Genomic DNA, 22634 nt, shown 5'->3' with positions numbered 1-22634 from the left:
CGAATCAACGACTCACTGCAATGGCCTGGTTATTCATGATACGCGGCGTGAGAAACACCAGCAGTTCCGACTTCTTGTCCTGCACGATGTCTTTTCTGAACAGGCGACCCAGGTAGGGAACATCGCCGAGGAAAGGCACCTTCTCAACCGAGCTGCTCTGGGTGTTGGAGAACACCCCGCCAATTACGATGGTTTCACCATCACTGACCAAGACCTTGGCATTCACTTCGTTCTTGTTGATCGGCGGCACGCCATTGACCGCGTTACCAAAGTCCGGAGCATCCTTAGTGACTTTCACTTCCATGATAATGCGGTTATCTGGCGTGATTTGTGGCGTCACTTCGAGAGACAGCGCCGCCTCTTTAAAGGAAGTGGTGGTGGCACCGCTGGAGCTGGCCTCCTGATAAGGAATCTCAGCGCCTTTCAGGATTTTCGCGGTTTCCTTGTCCGAGGTCACCACCTTGGGCTGGGACACCACTTCGCCGTCACCGGTTTTTTCCATGGCCGACAATTGCAGGTCAAGCAGGATATTGTCCGTGATAAAGCCAATGCCGATACCCGAGGTTGCAGCCTCTACACCCATATCAACAAACGGTGTATTCAGCGGGTATTCTGGGATACCAGGAAAGCCTGCGACGCTTCTGGAGGGAATATAATCATCATCACCGGGCTTGCCCTGCGCGAACGGGTCATCGGCCACACCGACGTTGCCATTCTTGCCCCAAGCGGCCAGACTGTTGTTGTTCACGCTGCCAAACAGGTTACCGCCCCAACGCACACCCAAGCTCTTGTCGTAGTCCACGTTGGCTTCGACGATGCGCGCCTCGATCATGACCTGACGAACCGGAATATCCAGCTGAGTGACGATACGCCGTAGCTCATCTATCCGCTCTTGGGTTAGGGTCACGATTAGGCTGTTGGTGCGGTCATCGTAAATAACCGAACCACGCATATCGTCTTTCAGCTCACCTTCCTTGGAGTTGTCCTCATACAACTTGGCGATATCAGACGCCTTGGCGTAGTTCAACTGGATAATTTCTTTACGCAGCGGTGCCAACTCTGCAACCTGCTTTTGCGATTCCAGCTCCTGACGCTCCCGCGCAGCAATTTCTTCTGCCGGCGCCACGAGCAACACGTTGCCAATTTTACGCTTGTCCAGGCCTTTGGTTTTCAATACCAAGTCCAACGCCTGGTCCCACGGGACGTTCTGCAGACGCAGGGTGATGTTGCCTTCAACCGTATCACTGGCAACCAGGTTCAAATCGGTAAAGTCAGCGATCAACTGCAACACCGAACGCACGTCGATATCCTGAAAGTTCAAGGACAGCTTTTCGCCAGTGTAGGCAAAGGCCTGCGCCTTGCGCTTGTCAGCATCTTCTTTCGTCAATGGCTTGACGCTGATGGTCAGCTTGTCATCTGTCTGAAACGCCAGGTAATCGTAAAGCCCGGTGGGCTCGATCGTGATGGTCGCCTTATCCGATGTGCTGCTGGCATTCACGAATTGCACTGGCGTGGCAAAATCCTTCACATCAAGCCGCACGCGAAGTGCTTCCGGCAACTGGGTCTTAGCAAAATCCAAACGAATTTTGCCACCCTGCTCCTGGATATCAGGCGTTACCGCAGGATCGGACAACTGAATAACAATATTGCCCTCGCCCTGCTCGCCACGCCGAAAATCGATATTGCTAATTGCCTTGCCGAGAGGGGCGTAGGCCTTGACCGGTTGAACGGCAACCGGCGCAGCCGCTGGCCGCGAAGAAGCGCCCGCTACCGCAGCGCCTTCGCCGACGATCACATACAGATCATTACCCTCGACTCGGGTGCTGTACTGCGCAAGGTTGTTCAGATTGATGATCAAGCGGGTGCGATCCTTGGCTTCAACCAAGGTCACGCTACGGGCATTACCCACACCCAACTCGCGATTCTTTTCGCCTAATTTGTTAGCGACACCCGGCAAATCGAGAGCGATGCGGGCAGGCTGCTCAATGGTGTATCCGCGAGGGGCCACAACAGGCTCATCGAAGGAGAGTTTGAGCTCAACACGATCGCCTGGAAGCGCGGCAACATTCAACGCTTTCAGATCTGCCGCAAAAAGCGTTGGCGATACGACCGCCATCAAAATGGAAATGCCGAGGCGCGAAAAGGAGCTGTTCATTCTCAGGTTCCGTTGTATAGACCGGTAATTATTCTTCATATCCACCCCGCCCTATTCAGAGCGCTCCTTCAGAGAGAGACTACGAGGCCGCTCGAGCCAACCATCCTCGCCATCGGGGACAATTTCGACCACATCGACAGCCGCTTCATTGATTGACAAGATGCGCCCGTGATTGCGCCCCAGGTAATCCCCCACTTTGATTCGGTGGACGCCACCGGCACCACTGACCAGTGCAAAGACAGTACCTTCCTTAGTAAGTGTACCGACCATCTCAAAGACCTCGATATTGAAGCCTTCGAGGAACTGTTTAACCCGAGTATCGTCGGGCTTGACGTCCTGCGAGCCTTTCTGCTTGGCCAATAGATCGATTTTAACTGGCGGCTGAAAAGGGCTTCGCAATGAAGCAGCACTGTACGTAAAGGCTTCATAAGCTTGAAATTTAGGAAGCGGCTCAATCGACCCCTTAGGCTGCGCACGAACTCCATCCATGTACGCCTGCAGGTCGCTAAAACCGCCGCCTCGCTCACAACCCGCAAGCATCAAACTGGCCAACCCACATAAAAGCAGACGGGAACAGGTCATTACTGTGCCCCCTTGTCGTTATAACGATAAGTCTTGGCCAAGATCGTCATGCGCAGCTTCGACGTACTGACTTCCGGATCAAGCGCTTTAATCTCAAAATCATGCAAGGTGACGATTCGCGGCAAGCTGGCCACACCACTGACAAAGGTACCCAAATCATGATAAGCCCCAACCACGGCAATCTGTATGGGTAGCTCGATGTAAAATTGCTGGGTCACTTCAGGCAATAACTTGATCTCTTCGAACTCAAGTCCGCTGCCCAAACCAGTACGGGTAATATCCTCGAGCAGGCCCGGAACCTCGGTGTCACTGGGCAACTGACGCAACAGCGCACCAAAAGATATTTCCATTTCCTTCATCTGGTCTTTATAAGCTTCCAGATTGGCCGCCTGAAACGCCTTGGTCGTGAACTGCTGCTTCAGCGCTTGCTCTTCAGCTTTCAATTGCTCAAGCCGCACCTGAATTTCTTTCAGATGGAAATTATAACCAACCCCCAGCACAGCGGCCATTAAGACAATACAAGCAAGGCCTTTTATGACGCCCGGCCAGGAGCCAATGTTATTGAGATCCAGCTCACTGAAATCAACTTTCCGAAAGCTATCCATCGAGGCAGACAAACTCATTTTTTGACTCCTTCTGCTTCGATGCTCGGCTGTGTTTGCTGCACGGTCAGCTTAAAGACGTTGGCTTGATCGACAGCCCCAGCAGTGGTGGCTTTCACTTGATTAAGCGTTGAACCATTCATCCATTCCGACGCATCCAAATTACGCATCAGATTGGATACTCGGTTGTTCGACTCCGCAGCCCCGTCAACCTGAATGGTCTTGCCGGTCATCTTGAGGCTGTTGAAATAAACACCGTCGGGCAGGGTACGCGCGAACTGATCGAAAATCCGCCCAATAATAGGGCGATTGCCTTGGAGGTCTTGAATGATCTTCATTCGCTCAAGCAGTTGCTGGCGCTTGGCCTTAAGCTCGCTGATCTCTTTGATCCGTGCGTCCAGCACGGCGATCTCCTTGCGGACGAAATCGTTGCGTGCCGTTTGCTGCTCAATCGCTCGACCAAGGTATTGATCACCCAGGAAGATCACGCCACAGGCCACTATCAGCACACCCGCCAGGGTGACCAGGAAACGCTGCTTGCGCTCTTCGCGAAGCTGCTCGCGCCACGGGAGAAGGTTAATCCGTGCCATCAGTCAAAACTCCTCATCGCCAGGCCGCAGGCAATCATTAGCGCCGGAGCATCACTTGCCAGAGCGCCCGCATTGACCTTGCCACTCAGAGCCATATCTGCGAAGGGGTTAGCCACCATGGTCGGCGTGCCAATCTTTTGCTGGATCAGGCGATCCAGATCAGGGATAGAGGCCGTGCCGCCTGCCAGGAGGATGTAGTCGACATCGTTGAATTGGCCAGCAGCGAAAAAAAACTGCAGTGAGCGCGATACCTGCTGCACCACGGCATCCTTGAACGGCTGCAGCACCTCGCTTTCGTAATCATCCGGCAGACCGCCCTGTTTTTTGGCGAGGCCTGCCTCTTCGACCGACAACCCATAGCGTCGCTGAATTTCTTCGGTCAACTGCTTGCCACCGAAAAGCTGTTCGCGGGTATAAATGGTTTTACCGTTGTGCAACACACTCAGCGTGGTCATTGTCGCCCCGATATCCACCAAGGCCACAGTGATGTCGTTATGTCCATCGCCCAACTGGGATGCCAGCAGCCCGTAAGCGCGCTCGAGCGCATAGGCCTCGACGTCCACCACCTTGACAGTCAAGCCGGCCAGCGCCAAGGCAGCCTCGCGCACCTCGACGTTTTCCTTGCGACAGGCCGCCAGCAATACATCCACCCGATCGGAGTTGCGCGCGGAGACGCCTTGCACCTCGAAATCGATCGCCACTTCTTCAAGGGGATAGGGAATGTACTGGTCAGCCTCGATTTTCAGCTGGTTCTCCAGCTCATCGTCGGACAGGCCGGCTTCCATCTCGATGATCTTGGTAATGACCGCCGAACCGGCGACCGCGACGGCCACCGTCTTCACGCCCGTCTTGGCCTTGCCGAGCAGGCGTGACAACGCTTGCCCCACACCTTCCAGCTCGGCGATGTTTTTTTCGACGACTGCGTTTGAGGGGAGCGGCTCGACAGCGTAGGCCTCTACCTTGTAGCGGCTTCCCGAGCGACTCAATTCCAGAAGCTTGACTGAGGTCGAACTGATATCGATCCCCAGCAGCGTATTCGCTTTCTTATTGAAGAGCCCTAGCACGACCGATTTCCTATTGGCATCCGCGACTTACGGACTATTTATGTTTTTTCACATTAAATAACAGTCTTGACATAAGCGCAAATGGCTACCCAGGAAAAAAAGCGCTTATAATGTGAACAGTTTTCCCCTTTTCGCATAACCTTGCGCTTAACCCATTCTTTTACCTGGAAATCCACGAATCTTGATGCGCCTGCTGAAGTTTTTCTGGTGGTCCTGCGTTGCCGTTTTTTGTGGGCTGATGCTCAGTTTCAGCGGCACCTTCCTCTATCTTAGCCCCGGCCTTCCGTCCGTCGAGTCGCTGCGCCGCATCCAGCTGCAGATCCCCCTGCGAGTCTACAGCAGCGATGCCAAGCTGATCGCCGAGTTTGGCGAGATGCGCCGCTCGCCGATCAAATTCGCCGATATTCCCAAGGATTTCATCCTCGCCCTCCTCGCAGCCGAGGATGACAATTTCGCCAACCATTATGGCGTCGACCTCAGCAGCCTGATGCGCGCTGCCACGCAATTATTGAAAAGCGGGCAGATTCAGTCCGGCGGCAGCACCATCACCATGCAGGTGGCGAAGAACTTCTTCCTCAGCAGTGAGCGCAGCTTCTCGCGCAAGATCAGCGAGATCCTACTGGCGTTGCAGATCGAACGCGAGCTCAGCAAGGATGAGATCCTCGAACTGTACGTGAACAAAATCTACCTCGGCAACCGAGCGTACGGTATCGAGGCGGCCTCCCAGGTTTATTACGGCAAATCCATTCGCGAGCTGAGCCTGGCCCAGCTGGCGATGATCGCCGGCCTGCCCAAGGCGCCTTCCCGCTTCAATCCCCTGATTAATCCGACCCGCGCCCAGGAACGCCGCGACTGGATCCTCGGACGCATGCACAAGCTTGGGCGTATCGATCAGGCACGCTACCAGGCGGCCGTGGATGAGCCAGTGAACGTCAGTTATCACGTGCCGACGCCCGAGCTAGATGCGCCCTACATCGCCGAAATGGCGCGCGCCGAGATGGTCGGCCGCTATGGCAGCGAGGCGTACACCGAAGGCTTCCACGTCACCACCACGGTCCCCAGCGATCTTCAACAAGCGGCTAACCAGGCGTTAAAGGAGGGCTTGCTGGCCTACGATCAACGCCACGGCTATCGCGGCCCGGAATCCCGCCTCCCAGGCATGACCAGGGAAGCCTGGCTCCTCGAGCTGGCCAAGTTCAAGGGCATGAACGGCCTCGATCCAGCCGTGGTCATCCAGGTCGAGAAAAGTGGCGCCATGGTACTGACCCGTGACGGACAGGAAGCACCGCTACCCTGGGACAGCATGAAATGGGCACGCCCCTTCCTAAACACCAACAGCCTCGGTCCGCGCCCGAAGCAACCCAGCGACGTGCTGGCGATAGGCGACGTGGTACGGGTCCAGCATACGACCGAAGGCAGCCTGCAACTCTCGCAGATTCCCGCTGCGCAGAGCGCACTGGTGTCGCTGGACCCTCAGAACGGCGCGATTCGGGCGTTGGTGGGCGGCTTCTCGTTCGAGCAAAGCAATTACAACCGCGCCCTCCAAGCCAAACGTCAACCTGGCTCCAGCTTCAAGCCCTTCGTCTACAGCGCCGCGCTGGACAAGGGCTATACCGCCGCCACCCTGGTTAACGACGCGCCCATCGTGTTCGTCGACGAGTACCTGGACAAGGTCTGGCGCCCGAAGAACGACAACAACACATTCCTCGGTCCTATCCGCCTGCGCGAAGCCCTGTACAAGTCTCGCAATCTGGTCTCGATCCGCCTGCTGCAGGCCATCGGCATCGAGTACACCCTGGACTACGTCAGCCGCTTTGGCTTTAACAAACAGGACCTGCCGCCCAACCTGTCACTGGCACTGGGCACCGCCAACCTGACCCCGCTGGAAGTGGCGGGCGGCTGGGTAGTCTTCGCCAATGGCGGGCATAAGGTGCAGCCGTACCTGATCTCGCGCATCGACAGTCGCGAAGGCAAACCACTGTTTACTGCCAACCCGCCCAGCGTGCCCGGCAAGGAAGCGGCGAAACCCGCCGAAAGTCCTGAGCCTGTCGTCGTCACCAGCGACAACGGCGTAACCACCGCCCCCCCTGCCGTAGCTGAGCGCATCATCGACGAACGCACTGCCTATATCATGACCAGCATGCTGCAAGACGTGATCAAGCGCGGCACCGGCCGCCGCGCCATGGCCCTGGGCCGCGACGACCTGGCTGGCAAGACTGGCACCACCAACGAATCCAAGGACAGCTGGTTTTCCGGCTATAACGCCGACTATGTCACCACCGTCTGGGCGGGCTTCGATCAACCCGAGAGCCTGGGCCGTACGGAGTATGGCGGCACCGTGGCGCTGCCCATCTGGATGACCTTCATGGGCATCGCACTCAAGGACAAACCGAGCCACGCACCAGCCGAGCCGGCCGGGCTGCTGACCTTGCGCATCGACCCCCTGAGCGGACGGGCCGCCTCGCCTGGAACGCCGGACGCCTATTTCGAGCTGTTCAAGAGCGAAGACACGCCTCCGCCCATGAGCGAGCTGGAGCCCGGCTTCGGCATTCCGGGCAGCCCGCTACCCGCGGACGAAAGCGCGCCGATCGACCTGTTCTAAGCCAACTCCCCCCGGTCGCAAGGCCGGGTAAATCGCATAAAAAACCCCGCAGACGCGGGGTTTTTTATGCAAGCAGCGGCAGGATTCAGCCGTTGAAGACCTCGTCCACCGACTTCAGCGGATAGTGCTTGGGATAGGGCAAGGTGGCCACACCCGTCTCGATCGCGGCCTTGGCCACGGCATCCGAGATCACCGTGATCAGGCGCGCATCCAACGGCTTGGGAATGATGTACTCACGACCGAAGGACAATTCGATACCGCCGTAGGCGTCACACACCTCCTGCGGCACCGGCAACTTGGCCAGATCACGCAGCGCCAAGGCCGCAGCGATTTTCATCTCCTCGTTGATCCGGGTCGCCCGCACATCCAGCGCGCCACGGAAGATAAACGGGAAACCCAATACATTGTTCACTTGATTCGGGTAATCCGACCGGCCGGTCGCCATGATCACATCGTCGCGGGTGGCATGAGCCAAGGCCGGGGCAATTTCCGGATCAGGGTTGGAACACGCGAACACGATGGGCGACGGCGCCATGCGCTGGAGATCCACCGGGTCCAGCAGATTGGCGCCGGAGAGGCCGACAAACACGTCGGCGCCTTCCAGGGCGTCAGCCATGGTCCGCTTGTCCGTTTCGTGGGCGAACACGGCCTTGTACTGGTTCAGGTCGTCGCGACCGGCATGGATCACGCCCTTGCGGTCGAGCATAAAGATGTTTTCGACCTTGGCCCCCATGCTGACCAGCAATTTCATGCAGGAGATGGCGGCCGCGCCAGCGCCAAGGCAGACGATCCTGGCTTGCGGCAGGGTCTTGCCGGCGATTTCCAGGGCATTGAGCATGCCGGCTGCAGTCACGATCGCGGTTCCGTGCTGGTCGTCGTGGAACACCGGAATATCGCATTGCTCGATCAGCGCCCGTTCGATCTCGAAGCACTCAGGCGCCTTGATGTCTTCCAGGTTGATGCCGCCAAAGGTGATGGAAATGCGCTTGACCGTGTCGATAAAGGCCTGAGGGCTTTCCGAGTCAACCTCGATATCGAACACATCGATCCCGGCAAAACGCTTGAACAACACGCCCTTGCCTTCCATCACCGGCTTGGACGCCAGGGGACCCAGGTTTCCCAGACCGAGAATTGCCGTGCCATCGGAAATGACCGCCACCAGATTGCCCTTACCGGTGTACTTGTACGCCAGCTCAGGATCACGCGCGATTTCACGCACCGGCTCGGCGACACCCGGACTGTAGGCCAGGGACAGGTCGCGAGCGGTCGCGGTGGGCTTGGTGAGTTCCACACTGAGTTTCCCCGGACGAGGATGGGCGTGGTACTCGAGAGCGGCGGTTTTCAGATCAGACATGGTGGCATTTCCGCTTTTTTGGACTGTGGAACAGACTGGCGGCCGAGGATACGCAAGATGCCGAAGGCTCACAAGACTGGGCAGTCAGCCCTGTCAAGCCGCCTGGCATACGACTTTAAGCCAATCCAGCGTAGCGCTAAGCAGCTGCGGGCGCTGGCGCGACGGCGGTTTTTTTCTGATCGACCCGCACGCCGCACAGCACGCACCCTCAGGGCAGGAGTTCGAGCATGGCCGGATGCGTCAGGGGCAGTAGCCAGCGGGCCTGGCCCGACTTAAGGCCACCACGTCGCCCACGATCGACCACCCAACCGCGCACCTCGACACGCCTCCCGACCCAGGTGCTAATCTGCTCGGGCTCGAAAAGCCCCAGCAAGGCCGGCTCGATGCGCGCCGTCAGACCACCCTGCAACTCGATCCACAGACCACCACGATTGCGCTCGACCCGCGCGACGCGCGCCCTCAGCAGGGCAAAACCACTTTTCTCGAGTCGCTCGGGCGTTTGCACCGACGCCTGTCGCCACACCCCCAGCCGCGCCGCGCGTGCCTGGCGCTCCGCGGCCTGCTGGCACTCGACCAGCGCTCCGTTGGGCGCCACCGCCACCAGCCAACCAAGACCCTCGGCCAGCAGCTGGGCCTCCAGATTCCGCCCATCGACACCATAGGCATGGGCCAGGGTGCGCCCATGACGGTCCCTGGCCTGATCGCCGAGCCGAACCCCTACACGCCCACCGCCGGCCTCGACCAGCGCCTGCAGGCGCCGCTGGGCGGCGTCGGCACCCACCTCGGCCGAACGCCCGTCATGGGCCAGCTCGGGGGTATTGAGCCCAATCAGCCGCACCTTGCGACCATCGACCAGCACCAGGGTGTCGCCGTCCACCACCCGCCGCACGTCAACCTGCGGCAACTCGACGGCGAGCGGACAGAACGCCACGGCCGGCGTCACCACCACAGACACAAAAAAGGCGCCCACCAGGGACGCCTTTTTCAACAGCACGCTGCAGCCCATCGGGCCTGGCGAAGCGACGGAGTCGCTTACGCCTTGGAACCGAACACGCCGAAACGCTGCTTGAACTTGTCGACACGACCGCCCACGTCCAGCACTTTTTGCTTGCCGGTGTAGAAGGGGTGGCATTCGTTGCACACGTCCAGGCTCATTGGCTTGCCCAGGGTGGAACGGGTCTGGATCACGTTGCCACAGCTGCAGGTCGCGGTGATGGCTTCGTACGTCGGATGGATATCAGCTTTCATGGCGTATTCCTCGGGGCTGCCGTGCCGCCACCCGACATTATTATCGAGTACCGCACGGAATTAGGCCGCGGATAATACCAGAGCCCTACCGTGATGCAAGGCGCGCGGCATGCCGATCGTCGCAGGGGGCCGTGTTAAGCTCGGCCTCCCATCTGCGGAGTTCTCGCGTGCCCATCCTGCGCCTCGCCCTGCCCTCGCCGCTGCGCCGGCTGTTCGACTACCGCGCCCCGGCCGGCACGGCAAATGTCGCCTGGCAACCCGGGATGCGCCTGCGCGTACCGTTCGGATCCCGCGAAGTGATTGGCATCCTGATCGAGGTGTGCAGCGAGAGCGAGGTACCCCTCGATAAACTCAAGCCGGCGCTGGAATTGCTCGACCCACAATCGCCGCTGCCAGCCCCCCTGTTCAAGCTGTGCCTATGGACCGCCCAATATTACCAGCACAGCCTGGGCGACACCCTGAGCTGGGCACTGCCGGTGCTGCTGCGTCAAGGCGAGCCGGCCGAAGCCCGCCAGGAGCGCTTCTGGCACCTGAGCGAGGGCGCGCGCCTGGACGACCCACGCCTGGCCAGGGCACCGCGCCAGCGCGAGGCCCTGCGGACCATCGCGCAACACCCCCACGGCGTGGCCCACAAGCTGCTCGGCCAGTTGCAACTCAACAGGGACAGCCTGGAATTGCTGCGGGAAAAGGGCCTGCTGCAAATCGAGGTGCGTCGCCATGCCGTGGCCGAGCGGCACGCCAAGTGGCTCGCCCAGCCGGAGCTGCCGCTCAACCCCGAGCAACGCGCCGCCACCGAGGCGATCTGCTCCGGCTTCGGTGAGTTCAAGGCCTTTTTGCTGGCCGGCGTCACGGGCAGCGGCAAGACCGAGGTCTACCTGCAACTGATTCGCCAGACCCTGGAAGCGGGCAAACAGGCACTGGTGCTGATTCCCGAGATCAACCTGGGGCCGCAAACCCTGGCGCGTTTCGAGCGCCGCTTCAACGCCCGCATCGCCCTGCTGCACTCGGCGGTCAATGACCGTGAGCGCCTGGATGCCTGGCTGGCGGCCCGCGACGGCGAGGCCGACATCATTATCGGCACCCGCTCGGCGCTGTTCACCCCGATGAAATGCCCGGGCCTGATCATTATCGACGAGGAACATGACGCCTCCTACAAACAGCAGGAAGGCCTGCGCTATCACGCCCGCGACCTGGCCTTGGTGCGCGCGCGCCAAGAGAACATCCCGATCGTGCTGGGCTCGGCCACACCGTCCCTGGAAAGCCTGCAAAACGCCCATGCCGGCCGCTTCGCCATGCTACGCCTGACCCAGCGTGCCGGGGGCGCCCAGCAGCCGCGCTTCCTGCGCCTGGACATCAAGAGTCGGCCACTGGACAGCGGCATTTCCGGCCCCATGCAACAGGCCATCGGCCAGACGCTGGCGGCCGGGCAGCAGGTGCTGGTGTTTCTCAATCGCCGGGGGTTCGCGCCCACCCTGCTCTGCCACGACTGCGGCTGGTTGTCCGAGTGCCCGCGCTGCGATGCGCGCATGACGGTGCATCAACGCTCCGCGGAGCTGCGCTGCCACCATTGCGGCCACGCCGAACGTCGACCCCACCAGTGCCCGCAGTGCGGCAAGGTCGACCTGCGCCCCGTGGGGGCGGGCACCGAGCGCGCCGAAGAACGCCTGGAAATCCTGTTCCCCGAGTACCCGGTGCTGCGGGTCGATCGCGACAGCACCTCACGCAAGGAGGCCATGACCACCCTGTTCAACACCATCCAGCGCGGCGAACCCTGCATCCTGGTCGGCACGCAAATGCTCGCCAAGGGCCATCACTTCCCGCGAGTGACCCTGGTCGCCATCCTCGATGCCGATGGCGGCCTGTTTTCCGCGGACTTTCGCGCCAGCGAACGCATGGCCCAGTTGATCGTCCAGGTGGCCGGCCGCGCCGGCCGCGAAGAGGAACCAGGACGGGTCATTATCCAGACGCACCTGGCCGATCACCCGCTGCTGATCCAGTTGACCGAACAGGGGTACTTCGCCTTTGCCGAGCAGGCCTTGAGCGAGCGTCGCGCGGCGGGACTGCCGCCCTTCTGCCACCTGGCGTTGTTGCGCGCCGAAGCCCATCGGCCGGGCCAGGCCGAGGCATTCCTCGACGACGCCTGTGGCGAGGCCGAGCACCTGCTGGGCACTTTCGCCCTAAGCGGCATCGAACTGCTGGGGCCAGTCCCGGCCCCCATGGAGCGCCGCGCCGGGCGTTATCGCGCGCAATTGCTGTTGCAAGCCAATGCGCGCGCCCCGCTGCACCGCCTGCTCGGCGCCTGGCTGCCGATCCTCGAGCGCCTTCCGGGCGCACGACAGGTGCGCTGGTCGCTGGATGTGGACCCGATCGATCTGTATTAGGGGAGCAGCCGCAAGCGTTAAGCCACAGGCAAGCGGCAAGGCTCGGGCGCTGTGCGATAGCCCATCAGCCACCGGCGGTTCCTTGGCGCTTGCCGCCACTTATTAACAGCCCTTTACCCTTGCCGCTTGAAGCGGCGCCCGAAGGGCGCTGATAATACGCAGTTTTCAACCCGCGCCCAGGCGGCGCCGCCCGAAGGGCCGAACGAGCAGACCATGAAAGACCGCATCCGCCAGTTGATCCAGCACGCCCTGACCCGCCTCGTCGAGGACGGCCTGTTGCCCGACGGCCTGACCCCGGCCATTCAAGTCGAGAACACCAAGGACAAGAGCCATGGGGACTTCGCCAGCAACATCGCCCTGATGCTGGCCAAGCCGGCGGCGCTGAAGCCACGCGAGCTGGCCGAAAAACTGATCGCCGCCCTGCCGAGCGATCCGCAGGTCAGCAAGGTCGAGATCGCCGGCCCCGGCTTCCTCAATTTCTACCAGAACAGCGCCGCCCTGGCCGGTCGCCTCGATGCCGCCCTGGGCGAGGCGGACCTGGGCGTACGCAAGGCCGGCCCGCCGCAGCGGGTGGTGGTCGACCTGTCTTCGCCGAACCTGGCCAAGGAAATGCACGTCGGCCACCTGCGCTCGACCATCATCGGCGACAGCGTGGCGCGGGTACTGGAGTTTCTCGGCGACACGGTGATCCGGCAAAACCATGTGGGTGACTGGGGTACCCAGTTCGGCATGCTGCTGGCTTACCTGCAGGAAAACCCGGAGACCAGCGAAACCGAACTCGCCGACCTGGAAGTGTTCTACCGCGCGGCCAAACGGCGCTTCGACGAGTCCAGCGATTTCGCCGACCGCGCCCGCGCCCTGGTGGTGCAACTGCAGGCGGGAGCGCCAGAATGCCTGCGCCTGTGGAACCGTTTCAACGCCATCTCGCTGTCCCATTGCCAGGCCGCCTATGAGCGCCTGAATGTCCGACTGAGTCCGGCCGACGTCAAGGGCGAAAGCGCCTACAACGACGACCTGGCGCAGGTGGTAAGCGACCTGCAAACAGCCGGTCTGCTGGTCGAAAGCAACGGCGCTCAGTGCGTATTTCTCGAGGCCTACAAAAACGCCGACGGCGAACCGTTGCCGGTCATCGTGCAAAAAGCCGGTGGCGGCTACCTGTACGCCACCACCGACCTGGCCGCCATGCGCTACCGCAGTCAGACCCTGCACGCCGACCGCGTGCTGTACTTTGTCGACCAGCGCCAGGCCCTGCATTTCCAGCAGGTGTTCGAGGTGGCCCGTCGCGCCGGCTTCGTGCACGACGGTCTGCAGCTCGAGCACATGGGCTTTGGCACCATGAACGGAGCCGACGGGCGACCGTTCAAGACCCGCGATGGCGGCACGGTCAAGCTGATCGACCTGCTCGACGAGGCCGAGCAGCGTGCCTATGACCTGGTCAAGGCAAAGAATCCGCAGCTCGACGACGCCGAACTGCGCAATATCGCCAGGGTGGTGGGCATCGGCTCGGTGAAATACGCCGACCTGTCCAAACACCGCACCAGCGATTACAGCTTTAACTTCGAGCAGATGTTGAGCTTCGAGGGCAACACCGCGCCCTACCTGCTGTACGCCTACACCCGGGTGGCCAGCGTGTTCCGCAAACTGGGCAAGACCTACACCGAGCTGGCCGGCCAGATCGAGCTGCAGGCACCGCAGGAACAGGAACTGGCGACCAAACTGGCGCAGTTCGCCGAGGTGCTGAACAACGTCGCGGAAAAAGGCACACCCCACAGCCTGTGCACCTACCTCTACGAAGTGGCGGGACTGTTCTCCAGCTTCTACGAACACTGCCCGATCCTGACGGCGGAGCGAGCCGAACAGCAACAAAGCAGGTTGCGTCTGGCCGCGCTGACCGGACGCACCCTCAAGCAAGGCCTGGAGCTGCTGGGTCTGGAAACCCTGGAGCGCATGTAAGATGGCCGCCGCGAAGAAACCCGCCGCCAAGCGCGGCGCCAGCCGCTACCAGGCCGCACAACGGCAATCGGTGCCCGGCTGGGTGTGGCTGGTCGCCGGCCTGGCGATCGGCGCCTTCGTGGTCTTCCTGATGAAACTCGAACCCGGCCGCGACGACGTCAAGCGCCCGCGGCTCGATACCCCGCGCCCTACGACCAGCCAAGTGCCAGACAAGCCCACGACGCCGTCGCCGACCCAACCGGTCAAACCCAAGTACGATTTCTACACCCTGCTGCCCGAGTCCGAAGTCATAGTGCCGCCCGACGCTGCCGCGGAAAAAACCCCGCCGGTGGTGACACCCGAGGAGGCCGCGAAAATCGATGCCGCCCGTGCCCAGGCGGCGCTCAACGGCCAAACACCGCCACCGGCCCCGGTGGTGATCGCCAAGGCGCCGGTCACCACGCAGTTTTTCCTCCAGGCCGGCTCCTTCCGCAAACAGGGCGATGCGGACAAGGTCAGGGCGCAGATCATATTGCTGGGGCAAAACGTGCAAGTGGAATCCGGCAAAGTCCGCGAGGAAGTCTGGTACCGGGTGCTGGTGGGCCCGTTCGCCAGTCGCGAGCAACTCAGCCAGGCACAGAAACAGCTGGCCGGCAGCGGCTTCAGCAACCTGCTGTTACAACAGCGCCAGGGCCGCTGACCGCACCCCCAAGCCCACGCCGTCGGGCCTGGGGGGCAAACCGCGCGGGCGGGTTCACAGCGCGATCCGAACAGGTGGCGCGACCGGTTGAAATGCGCCGCAGGCTCCCCCATATCTGTCTCCATCTGGGCATTTCGCCCTCGTGTGGAGATCCTTCCCTTGACCACCATCGTTTCAGTGCGCCGCCAAGGCAAAGTCGTCATGGCCGGCGACGGCCAGGTGTCCCTTGGCAATACCGTGATGAAAGGCAATGCGAAAAAAGTCCGGCGCCTCTACCACGGCCAGGTGCTGGCCGGTTTCGCCGGCGCCACGGCGGATGCCTTTACGCTGTTCGAACGTTTCGAGGGCAAGCTGGAAAAACACCAAGGGCATCTGGTCCGCGCCGCCGTCGAGCTGGCCAAGGACTGGCGCACCGACCGCTCCCTGAGCCGCCTGGAAGCCATGCTGGCGGTCGCCAACAAGGACGCCTCGCTGATCATCACCGGCAATGGCGACGTGGTCGAGCCCGAGGATGGGTTGATCGCCATGGGCTCCGGCGGCCCCTTTGCCCAGGCCGCCGCGCGCGCCCTGCTGCTGCACACCAGCTTGTCCGCCCGTGAAGTCGCGGAAACCGCGCTGAATATTGCCGGCGACATCTGCGTCTTCACCAACCACAACCAGACCATCGAGGAGCTGGACCTCGCTGTCTGAGGTCGATGAATCCCTATGTCCATGACGCCCCGCGAAATCGTCCACGAACTTAACCGTCACATCATCGGCCAGGACGATGCCAAACGTGCCGTTGCCATCGCTTTGCGCAACCGCTGGCGGCGCATGCAGCTGCCGCTGGATTTGCGTGCCGAAGTCACGCCCAAGAATATCCTGATGATCGGCCCGACCGGCGTCGGCAAGACTGAAATCGCCCGGCGCCTGGCCAAGCTGGCCAACGCACCCTTTATCAAGGTGGAAGCGACCAAGTTCACCGAGGTTGGTTATGTCGGCCGCGATGTCGAATCGATCATCCGCGACCTGGCCGATGCGGCGATCAAGCTGCTGCGCGAGCAGGAAATCGTCAAGGTCCGCCACCGTGCCGAGGATGCCGCCGAGGAGCGAATCCTAGATGCCTTGCTGCCTCCCGCCCGCAGCGGCTTCCAGGAGGAAGCCCAGCCGAGCACCGACAGCAACACCCGCCAGCTGTTTCGTAAACGCCTGCGCGAAGGCCAACTGGACGATAAGGACATCGAGATCGAGGTCGCCGAAAACCCGGCCGGCGTGGAGATCATGGCCCCCCCGGGCATGGAGGAAATGACCAGCCAGCTGCAGAACCTGTTTTCCAACATGGGCAAGGGCAAGAAAAAAAGCCGCAAGCTCAAGGTCAAGGACGCGCTGAAACTGGTGCGCGACGAGGAAGCCGGGCGCCTGGTCAACGAGGAAGAGCTCAAGGCCCGCGCCCTGGAAGCGGTCGAACAGAACGGCATCGTTTTTATCGACGAAATCGACAAGGTCGCCAAACGCGGCAATGTCGGTGGGGCCGATGTCTCGCGCGAGGGCGTGCAACGGGATTTGCTGCCCCTGATCGAAGGCTGCACGGTCAACACCAAGCTGGGCATGGTCAAGACCGACCATATCCTGTTTATCGCCTCGGGCGCGTTCCACTTGAGCAAGCCCAGCGACCTGGTGCCCGAGTTGCAAGGCCGCCTGCCGATCCGGGTGGAACTCAAAGCCCTGAGTCCCAACGACTTCGAGCGCATTCTTACCGAGCCCCATGCATCCCTGACCGAGCAATACCGTGAGCTGCTCAAGACCGAGGGGCTGCGGATTGAATTCGCCGCCGACGGCATCAAACGCCTGGCCGAAATCGCCTGGCAGGTCAATGAGAAGACCGAAAACATTGGCGCACGACGGCTGCACACCCTGCTCGAACGCCTGCTGGAGGAGGTCTCGTTCAGCGCTGGCGACCTGGCGGGTAAGCAGGACGGCGCGCCGATCCTGATCGATGAAGCCTATGTCAACGGCCACCTGGGCGAGCTGGCGCAGGACGAAGACCTGTCGCGCTATATTCTTTAATGGCAGCAGCCAAGCTGCAAGCTTCAAGCGGTAAGACGATCCAAAGCCCACTGCTTGGCTTGTAGCTTGTAGCTTGTAGCTTGTAGCTTGTAGCTTGTAGCTTGAGGCTAGTTTTATGCACATCCCCAGCGCCATCACGCTGCACAAGGCCTCCAAGGCCCTGGTATTGACCTACGAGGGCCAGGAGTTTCGCCTGCCCGCCGAATTCCTGCGCGTACACTCGCCCTCCGCCGAGGTGCAGGGCCATGGCCAGCCGATCCTGCAGACCGGCAAGCTCGGCGTGGCTCTCGAACGCATCGAGCCGGCCGGCAACTATGCACTGAAACTGTGCTTCGACGATGGCCACGACAGCGGCCTGTTCACTTGGGACTACCTCTACGAACTGGCGCAACGCCAGGACGCACTCTGGGCCGATTACCTGCAAGCCCTTGACGCGGCGGGCAAAACCCGCGACCCCAGCGAGTCGGTCGTGCGGTTGATGCTCTAGGACCCACGGATAACGCGCCTCAAGGCCCGCTGCAGGTTAGGGCGCACATTCTAATTCTGCTGGGCATACTCATCAGCGCGCATGGCTGAATGCTCGGCTCGCTTGCGCAAAGTCACAAACTCGGGTAACCAAGTACCTGGCAGATTCCCTGCATTGGCATAGACGGTGCCAAGCGCAATGAATGACCCGGTGCACACTTCTGCAATCAGCTAACCCGGTTACCCCGAGCAGTACTAGGCCCTTCGCCCTGTGTGGACGAACACAGCAGCATGCCGGTATTCGTCTCAGGACAATGGAGCGTCGTAGATGAGCAACAAGAATAATGAAGACCTGAAGCACCAAGCCTCGGAAAATACCCTGGCGCTGAACCCTGTCATTGGTTTGCGCGGCAAGAACATCCTGACCTCGGCGCGCATGGTGCTGACCCAGGCGGTCAAGCAACCGGTGCACAGCGCCAAACACGTCACCCATTTTATCCTGGAACTGAAAAGCGTTCTGTTCGGTCAGTCCGACCTGCAGCCCGAGGAAGGCGACCGCCGTTTCGTCGACCCGGCCTGGAGCCAAAATCCGCTGTATAAACGTTATCTGCAGGCCTACCTGGCTTGGCGCAAGGAGATGCATGACTGGGTCGAGGACAGCAGTTTGTCGGATGTCGACACCAGCCGCGGACATTTTGTGATCAATCTGCTGACCGAGGCCATGGCCCCGACCAACACCATGGCCAACCCGGCGGCGATTAAGCGTTTCTTCGAAACCGGCGGAAAAAGCCTGCTCGACGGCCTGTCCCACCTGGCCAAAGACTTGGTGCACAACGGTGGCATGCCCAGCCAGGTCAATATGGATGCCTTCGAGGTGGGCAAGAACCTGGCCACCACCGAAGGTGCCGTGGTGTTTCGCAATAACCTGCTGGAGCTGATCCAGTACAAGCCCACGACCGAGCAGGTGCATGAGCGGCCCATGCTGGTGGTGCCGCCGCAGATCAATAAATTCTACGTATTCGACCTGTCCCAGGAAAAAAGCCTGGCCCGCTTCTGCCTGCGCAATGGCCTGCAAACCTTTATCGTCAGCTGGCGCAACCCGACCAAGGCCCAACGCGAATGGGGCCTGTCGACCTACATCGAGGCGCTCAAGGAAGCCATCGACGTCATTATCGCCATCACCGGCAGCCCCGATGTCACCATGCTCGGCGCCTGCTCAGGTGGCATTACCACCGCTGCGCTGCTGGGGCACTACGCCGCCATCGGCGAACAGAAGGTCAAGGCCCTGAGCCTGCTGGTGAGTGTGCTGGACACCAAACTCGACACCCAGGTCGCGCTGTTCGTCGACGAGCAGACCCTGGAGGCGGCGAAACGACGCTCCTACCAGTCGGGGGTACTGGAAGGACGGGATATGGCGAAGGTGTTCGCCTGGATGCGTCCCAACGACCTGATCTGGAACTACTGGGTCAACAATTACCTGCTGGGCAACGAACCGCCGGTGTTCGACATTCTGTACTGGAACAACGACACCACTCGTTTGCCCGCGGCCTTCCATGGCGACCTGATCGAACTGTTCAAGACCAATCCGCTGACCCGCGCCAACGCCATGGAGGTCTGCGGCACGCCGATCGACCTCAAGCAGGTGACCTGCGACATTTTCAGCCTGGCGGGCACCAATGACCACATCACCCCGTGGGAGTCCTGCTACAAGTCGGCGCTGCTGTTCGGCGGCAAAATTGAGTTCGTGCTGTCCAACAGTGGGCATATTCAGAGCATCCTCAACCCGCCGGGCAATCCCAAGGCGCGGTTTATGACCAGCGACAAGTTGCCACCCAGTCCCAAGACCTGGCAGCAGGACTCCACCAAACATGCCGATTCCTGGTGGCTGTACTGGCAGGCCTGGCAAGCGGAGCGCTCTGGCAAACTGAAAAAGGCACCCACCGTGCTGGGCAACAAGGCCTACCCGGCTGCCGAAGCCGCACCCGGGACCTATGTCCATGAACGTTAACCGATTGCGATACGGCCCAGCGCCACGGAACTAAAAGGTCACTGCCTGCGCAATCGCTGCTGGCGGCACCGGGAAGTGCCGCTCGCCCCTCCAGCCTGGCTGGAGGGGCACCCATGAAGTCCTTGCCGGAGGCCGGCTTCGCCATTCTGGAAAAGCGCTGGACGGCTTTCCCAGCGATTAAACCCATAGGGCTTTGCGCATGCCGTTACCTTTTGTTTTTCGCACCATCGACCTGGACGGACAGACGATCCGTACCGCCGTTCGCCCAGGCAAAGACCACCTGACGCCCCTGCTGATCTTCAATGGCATCGGGGCCAACCTGGAGTTGGTGTTTCCTTTTGTGCAAGCGCTCGACCCGGACCTGGAGGTGATCGCCTTCGACGTGCCGGGCGTGGGCGGCTCCTCCACCCCCAACCGGCCCTACCGGTTCCCCGGGCTGGCCAAGTTGGCCTCCCGCATGCTCGATTATCTGAACTACGGGCAGGTCAATGCCATCGGTGTGTCCTGGGGCGGGGCGCTGGCCCAGCAATTCGCCCACGACTACCCCGAACGCTGTAAAAAACTGGTACTGGCAGCCACCTCCGCCGGTGCAGTCATGCTCCCGGGCAAACCCAAGGTGCTGTGGTTAATGGCCAGTCCGCGGCGCTATGTACAGCCGTCCTATGGCGTACAGATCGCCCCGGACATCTACGGCGGCGCCTTCCGCCGCGACCCGAACCTGGCCATGGCCCACGCCAGCAAGGTTCGCTCGTCGGGCAAGGTCGGGTACTACTGGCAGTTGTTCGCCGGGCTCGGCTGGACCAGCATCCACTGGCTGCACAAGATCCATCAGCCGACCCTGGTATTGGCCGGCGACGACGACCCGCTGATTCCGCTGGTGAACATGCGCATGTTGGCCTGGCGCATTCCCAATTCCGAGCTGCACGTGATCGACGACGGCCACCTGTTCCTGATCACCCGCGCCGAGGCGGTGGCACCGATCATCATGAAGTTCCTCCAGGAAGAGCGCCAACGCGCGGTCATGCACCCGCTGCCCACTCCCCTGCGCGGTCATTGAACCCCCGAGAAAACCTTGACCCACTCAGGTGCCTGGTGTAACAAGTCCAGTCTGTGCGTGGCTGTCTGGAAGGAACCTCCGGCGCGCCAGGGACCAAGCCTTGCCGGCTTGTTTGCAAACCATGACGGTTAACAACGGAGTGTTTACCCCATGCCAACCACCCTCGCGTCGGGCTCATCGCCCGCACCCGCCACTTTTGTACACCCCAATGGAACCGTCAGCCTGCGCGGCCGGGATTTCCTCTCGACCTTGCGCATGCTGGGCCGCCACAGCGTGCGGCGGCCGTTGCACAGCGCCAAACATGCCCTGGCCCTTGGCGGGCAACTGGGCCGAATCCTGCTCGGCGACACCAGCCAGGATGAGGCCACTGCGGACGCCCGCTTTGCGGATCCGACCTGGAAACTGAACCCCTTCTATCGCCGCAGTTTGCTGGCGTACAAGGCCTGGCAAAAAGAGCTCAACGCCTGGATCGATGACAGCGACCTGTATGCCGATGACCGCGAGCGGGCACGTTTTATTGCCGCCCTGGTCAGCGACGCGCTGGCCCCGTCCAACCATCCGCTCAATCCACTGGCACTCAAGGAGCTGCTCAACAGTGGCGGAGCGAGCGTGCTCAACGGCTTGCGCCATTTTGTCGGCGATCTGCGGCACAACGGTGGCATGCCCGCTCAGGTCGACAAACAGGCCTTCGAGGTGGGCGGCAATATCGCCACCACCCCTGGATCGGTCGTCTATCGCAACGAGCTGCTGGAGTTGATCCACTACCAGCCCCAGGGCGAGAAGCAGTACAGCCGGCCCTTGCTGATCGTGCCGCCGCAGATTAATAAATACTATGTGTTCGACCTCAGCCCGGAAAAGAGCTTTGTCCAGCACATGCTCAAAAATGACCTGCCGGTGTTTATGATCAGCTGGCGCAACCCCGACGCCCGCCACAGCGACTGGAGCCTGTCGACCTATGTCCAAGCGATCGATGAAACCATCGACGTCTGCCTGGCCATCAACAACTGCAAGGACCTCAACCTGGTCGGGGTTTGTTCCGCCGGCCTGACCATCGGTGTGCTTCAAGGCTACCTGCAGAGCAAACGCCAATTGCGCAAGATCAACAGCGCCAGTTATTTCGTCAGCTTGCTCGACAGCCAACTGGACACGCCCATCGCCCTGTTCGCCGACGAGAAGACCCTGGACTTCGTCAAACGCCGCACCCGTAAACACGGGGTACTCGAAGGCAGCGACATGGCCAAGGTATTTGCCTGGCTAAGACCCAACGACCTGATCTGGAATTACTGGGTCAATAATTACCTGCTGGGCAAGGAGCCGCCCGCATTCGACGTGCTCTATTGGAACAACGACAGCACTCGGCTGCCCGCGGCGTTCCATGCCGACCTGTTGGACTTTTTCAAGCACAACCCGCTGCGCCGACCCGGTGCACTGCGGGTGTGCGACAGTCCCATCGATTTGCGCAAGGTGACAGTGGACAGTTTCACCGTGGCCGGCACCAATGATCACATCACCCCCTGGGAAGCGGTCTATCGTTCCACCTTACTGCTCGGCGGCAAACGGCAGTTCGTGCTGTCCAACAGCGGCCATATCCAGGCCATCCTCAACCCGCCCGGCAACCCGAAAGCCAACTATTTCACTCATGATGAATTCCCCACGGACCCCAAGCGCTGGTTCACTCAGGCCCAACACGTCAAGGGCAGCTGGTGGACGCTGTGGACCAGCTGGCTGCAGGAACGCTCAGGTGAGCTGCGCGACGCCGTGACCCAGCTGGGCAGCGAGCAGTATCCACCCATGGAGCCCGCCCCCGGCCTGTATGTACATGAAGGTTAACGGCTGATACGACTGGCC

18 protein-coding genes are annotated in these 22634 nt (G+C 61.0%); 10 read left to right on the top strand and 8 right to left on the bottom strand.

What is annotated here, in order from left to right; all coding sequences use genetic code 11:
• Nucleotides 1–4: 4 nt before the first annotated feature.
• The 5 genes from ABWY06_RS24635 to ABWY06_RS24615 are packed head-to-tail and all read right to left on the bottom strand — an operon-like array spanning nucleotide 5 to nucleotide 4993.
• Complete coding sequence (locus ABWY06_RS24635; RefSeq protein ID WP_353928224.1) at nucleotides 5–2155, bottom strand: type IV pilus secretin PilQ; 2151 nt, start codon at nucleotides 2153–2155, stop codon at nucleotides 5–7.
• 51 nt (nucleotides 2156–2206) lie between these two features.
• The gene (pilP, locus tag ABWY06_RS24630; protein ID WP_353928223.1) at nucleotides 2207–2737 is read right to left on the bottom strand and encodes a type 4a pilus biogenesis lipoprotein PilP; all 531 of its coding nucleotides are present in this window, start codon (nucleotides 2735–2737) and stop codon (nucleotides 2207–2209) included.
• Nucleotides 2737–3360, bottom strand: a complete 624-nt coding sequence (pilO, locus tag ABWY06_RS24625; protein ID WP_353928222.1) for a type 4a pilus biogenesis protein PilO — start codon at nucleotides 3358–3360, stop codon at nucleotides 2737–2739. Before pilO ends, pilP begins: the two co-directional genes overlap by 1 nt.
• The gene (locus tag ABWY06_RS24620; RefSeq protein ID WP_353928221.1) at nucleotides 3357–3929 is read right to left on the bottom strand and encodes a PilN domain-containing protein; all 573 of its coding nucleotides are present in this window, start codon (nucleotides 3927–3929) and stop codon (nucleotides 3357–3359) included. Before ABWY06_RS24620 ends, pilO begins: the two co-directional genes overlap by 4 nt.
• Nucleotides 3929–4993: a pilus assembly protein PilM gene (locus ABWY06_RS24615; RefSeq protein ID WP_353928220.1), complete on the bottom strand. Its 1065-nt coding sequence runs from the start codon at nucleotides 4991–4993 to the stop codon at nucleotides 3929–3931. The genes ABWY06_RS24620 and ABWY06_RS24615 overlap by 1 nt, the downstream gene beginning before the upstream one ends.
• Before the next feature lie 184 nt (nucleotides 4994–5177).
• Between ABWY06_RS24615 and ABWY06_RS24610 the strand changes: the two genes are divergently transcribed.
• A complete protein-coding gene (locus tag ABWY06_RS24610; protein WP_502948248.1) occupies nucleotides 5178–7595 on the top strand; it encodes a penicillin-binding protein 1A in 2418 nt (805 codons plus the stop codon).
• 85 nt (nucleotides 7596–7680) lie between these two features.
• Here the strand turns inward: ABWY06_RS24610 and ABWY06_RS24605 are convergent, their stop codons facing one another.
• From ABWY06_RS24605 to rpmE, 3 genes are all read right to left on the bottom strand, one after another.
• Complete coding sequence (locus tag ABWY06_RS24605; RefSeq protein ID WP_353928218.1) at nucleotides 7681–8949, bottom strand: malic enzyme-like NAD(P)-binding protein; 1269 nt, start codon at nucleotides 8947–8949, stop codon at nucleotides 7681–7683.
• A gap of 208 nt (nucleotides 8950–9157) precedes the next feature.
• Complete coding sequence (locus tag ABWY06_RS24600) at nucleotides 9158–9955, bottom strand: thermonuclease family protein (RefSeq protein WP_353928217.1); 798 nt, start codon at nucleotides 9953–9955, stop codon at nucleotides 9158–9160.
• Between the two features lie 26 nt (nucleotides 9956–9981).
• On the bottom strand, nucleotides 9982–10197 hold the full coding sequence (gene rpmE, locus ABWY06_RS24595) for a 50S ribosomal protein L31 (RefSeq protein WP_353928216.1): 216 nt from the start codon (nucleotides 10195–10197) through the stop codon (nucleotides 9982–9984).
• A 167-nt stretch (nucleotides 10198–10364) separates the two neighbouring features.
• Here rpmE and ABWY06_RS24590 point away from each other — a divergent pair, with 167 nt between their 5' ends.
• The 9 genes from ABWY06_RS24590 to phaC (ABWY06_RS24550) all read left to right on the top strand — a co-directional run bounded on the left by ABWY06_RS24590 (nucleotide 10365) and on the right by phaC (ABWY06_RS24550) (nucleotide 22616).
• Nucleotides 10365–12578, top strand: coding sequence for a primosomal protein N' (locus ABWY06_RS24590; RefSeq protein WP_353928215.1), 2214 nt, complete (start codon nucleotides 10365–10367; stop codon nucleotides 12576–12578).
• A gap of 213 nt (nucleotides 12579–12791) precedes the next feature.
• Complete coding sequence (argS, locus tag ABWY06_RS24585) at nucleotides 12792–14531, top strand: arginine--tRNA ligase (RefSeq protein WP_353928214.1); 1740 nt, start codon at nucleotides 12792–12794, stop codon at nucleotides 14529–14531.
• A 1-nt stretch (nucleotide 14532) separates the two neighbouring features.
• Complete coding sequence (locus ABWY06_RS24580) at nucleotides 14533–15210, top strand: SPOR domain-containing protein (protein WP_353928213.1); 678 nt, start codon at nucleotides 14533–14535, stop codon at nucleotides 15208–15210.
• A 159-nt stretch (nucleotides 15211–15369) separates the two neighbouring features.
• Entirely contained in the window at nucleotides 15370–15900 is a 531-nt protein-coding gene (gene hslV, locus ABWY06_RS24575) for an ATP-dependent protease subunit HslV (protein WP_353928212.1), read from the top strand.
• Between the two features lie 15 nt (nucleotides 15901–15915).
• Nucleotides 15916–17256 (top strand): ATP-dependent protease ATPase subunit HslU, encoded by a 1341-nt coding sequence (gene hslU / locus ABWY06_RS24570; RefSeq protein WP_353928211.1) that lies wholly within the window; start codon nucleotides 15916–15918, stop codon nucleotides 17254–17256.
• A 115-nt stretch (nucleotides 17257–17371) separates the two neighbouring features.
• On the top strand, nucleotides 17372–17743 hold the full coding sequence (locus ABWY06_RS24565; RefSeq protein WP_353928210.1) for a gamma-butyrobetaine hydroxylase family protein: 372 nt from the start codon (nucleotides 17372–17374) through the stop codon (nucleotides 17741–17743).
• A 306-nt stretch (nucleotides 17744–18049) separates the two neighbouring features.
• The gene (gene phaC, locus ABWY06_RS24560; protein WP_353928209.1) at nucleotides 18050–19729 is read left to right on the top strand and encodes a class II poly(R)-hydroxyalkanoic acid synthase; all 1680 of its coding nucleotides are present in this window, start codon (nucleotides 18050–18052) and stop codon (nucleotides 19727–19729) included.
• Between the two features lie 199 nt (nucleotides 19730–19928).
• On the top strand, nucleotides 19929–20786 hold the full coding sequence (phaZ, locus tag ABWY06_RS24555; RefSeq protein ID WP_353928208.1) for a poly(3-hydroxyalkanoate) depolymerase: 858 nt from the start codon (nucleotides 19929–19931) through the stop codon (nucleotides 20784–20786).
• A 150-nt stretch (nucleotides 20787–20936) separates the two neighbouring features.
• On the top strand, nucleotides 20937–22616 hold the full coding sequence (gene phaC, locus ABWY06_RS24550) for a class II poly(R)-hydroxyalkanoic acid synthase (protein WP_353928207.1): 1680 nt from the start codon (nucleotides 20937–20939) through the stop codon (nucleotides 22614–22616).
• Nucleotides 22617–22634: the final 18 nt, after the last annotated feature.

Source organism: Pseudomonas sp. (assembly GCF_040514055.1).
In the GTDB taxonomy this organism is placed as follows: domain Bacteria; phylum Pseudomonadota; class Gammaproteobacteria; order Pseudomonadales; family Pseudomonadaceae; genus Aquipseudomonas.
Note: the sequence above shows the minus strand (reverse complement) of the source record. Positions and strands in the feature narration are given on the sequence as shown.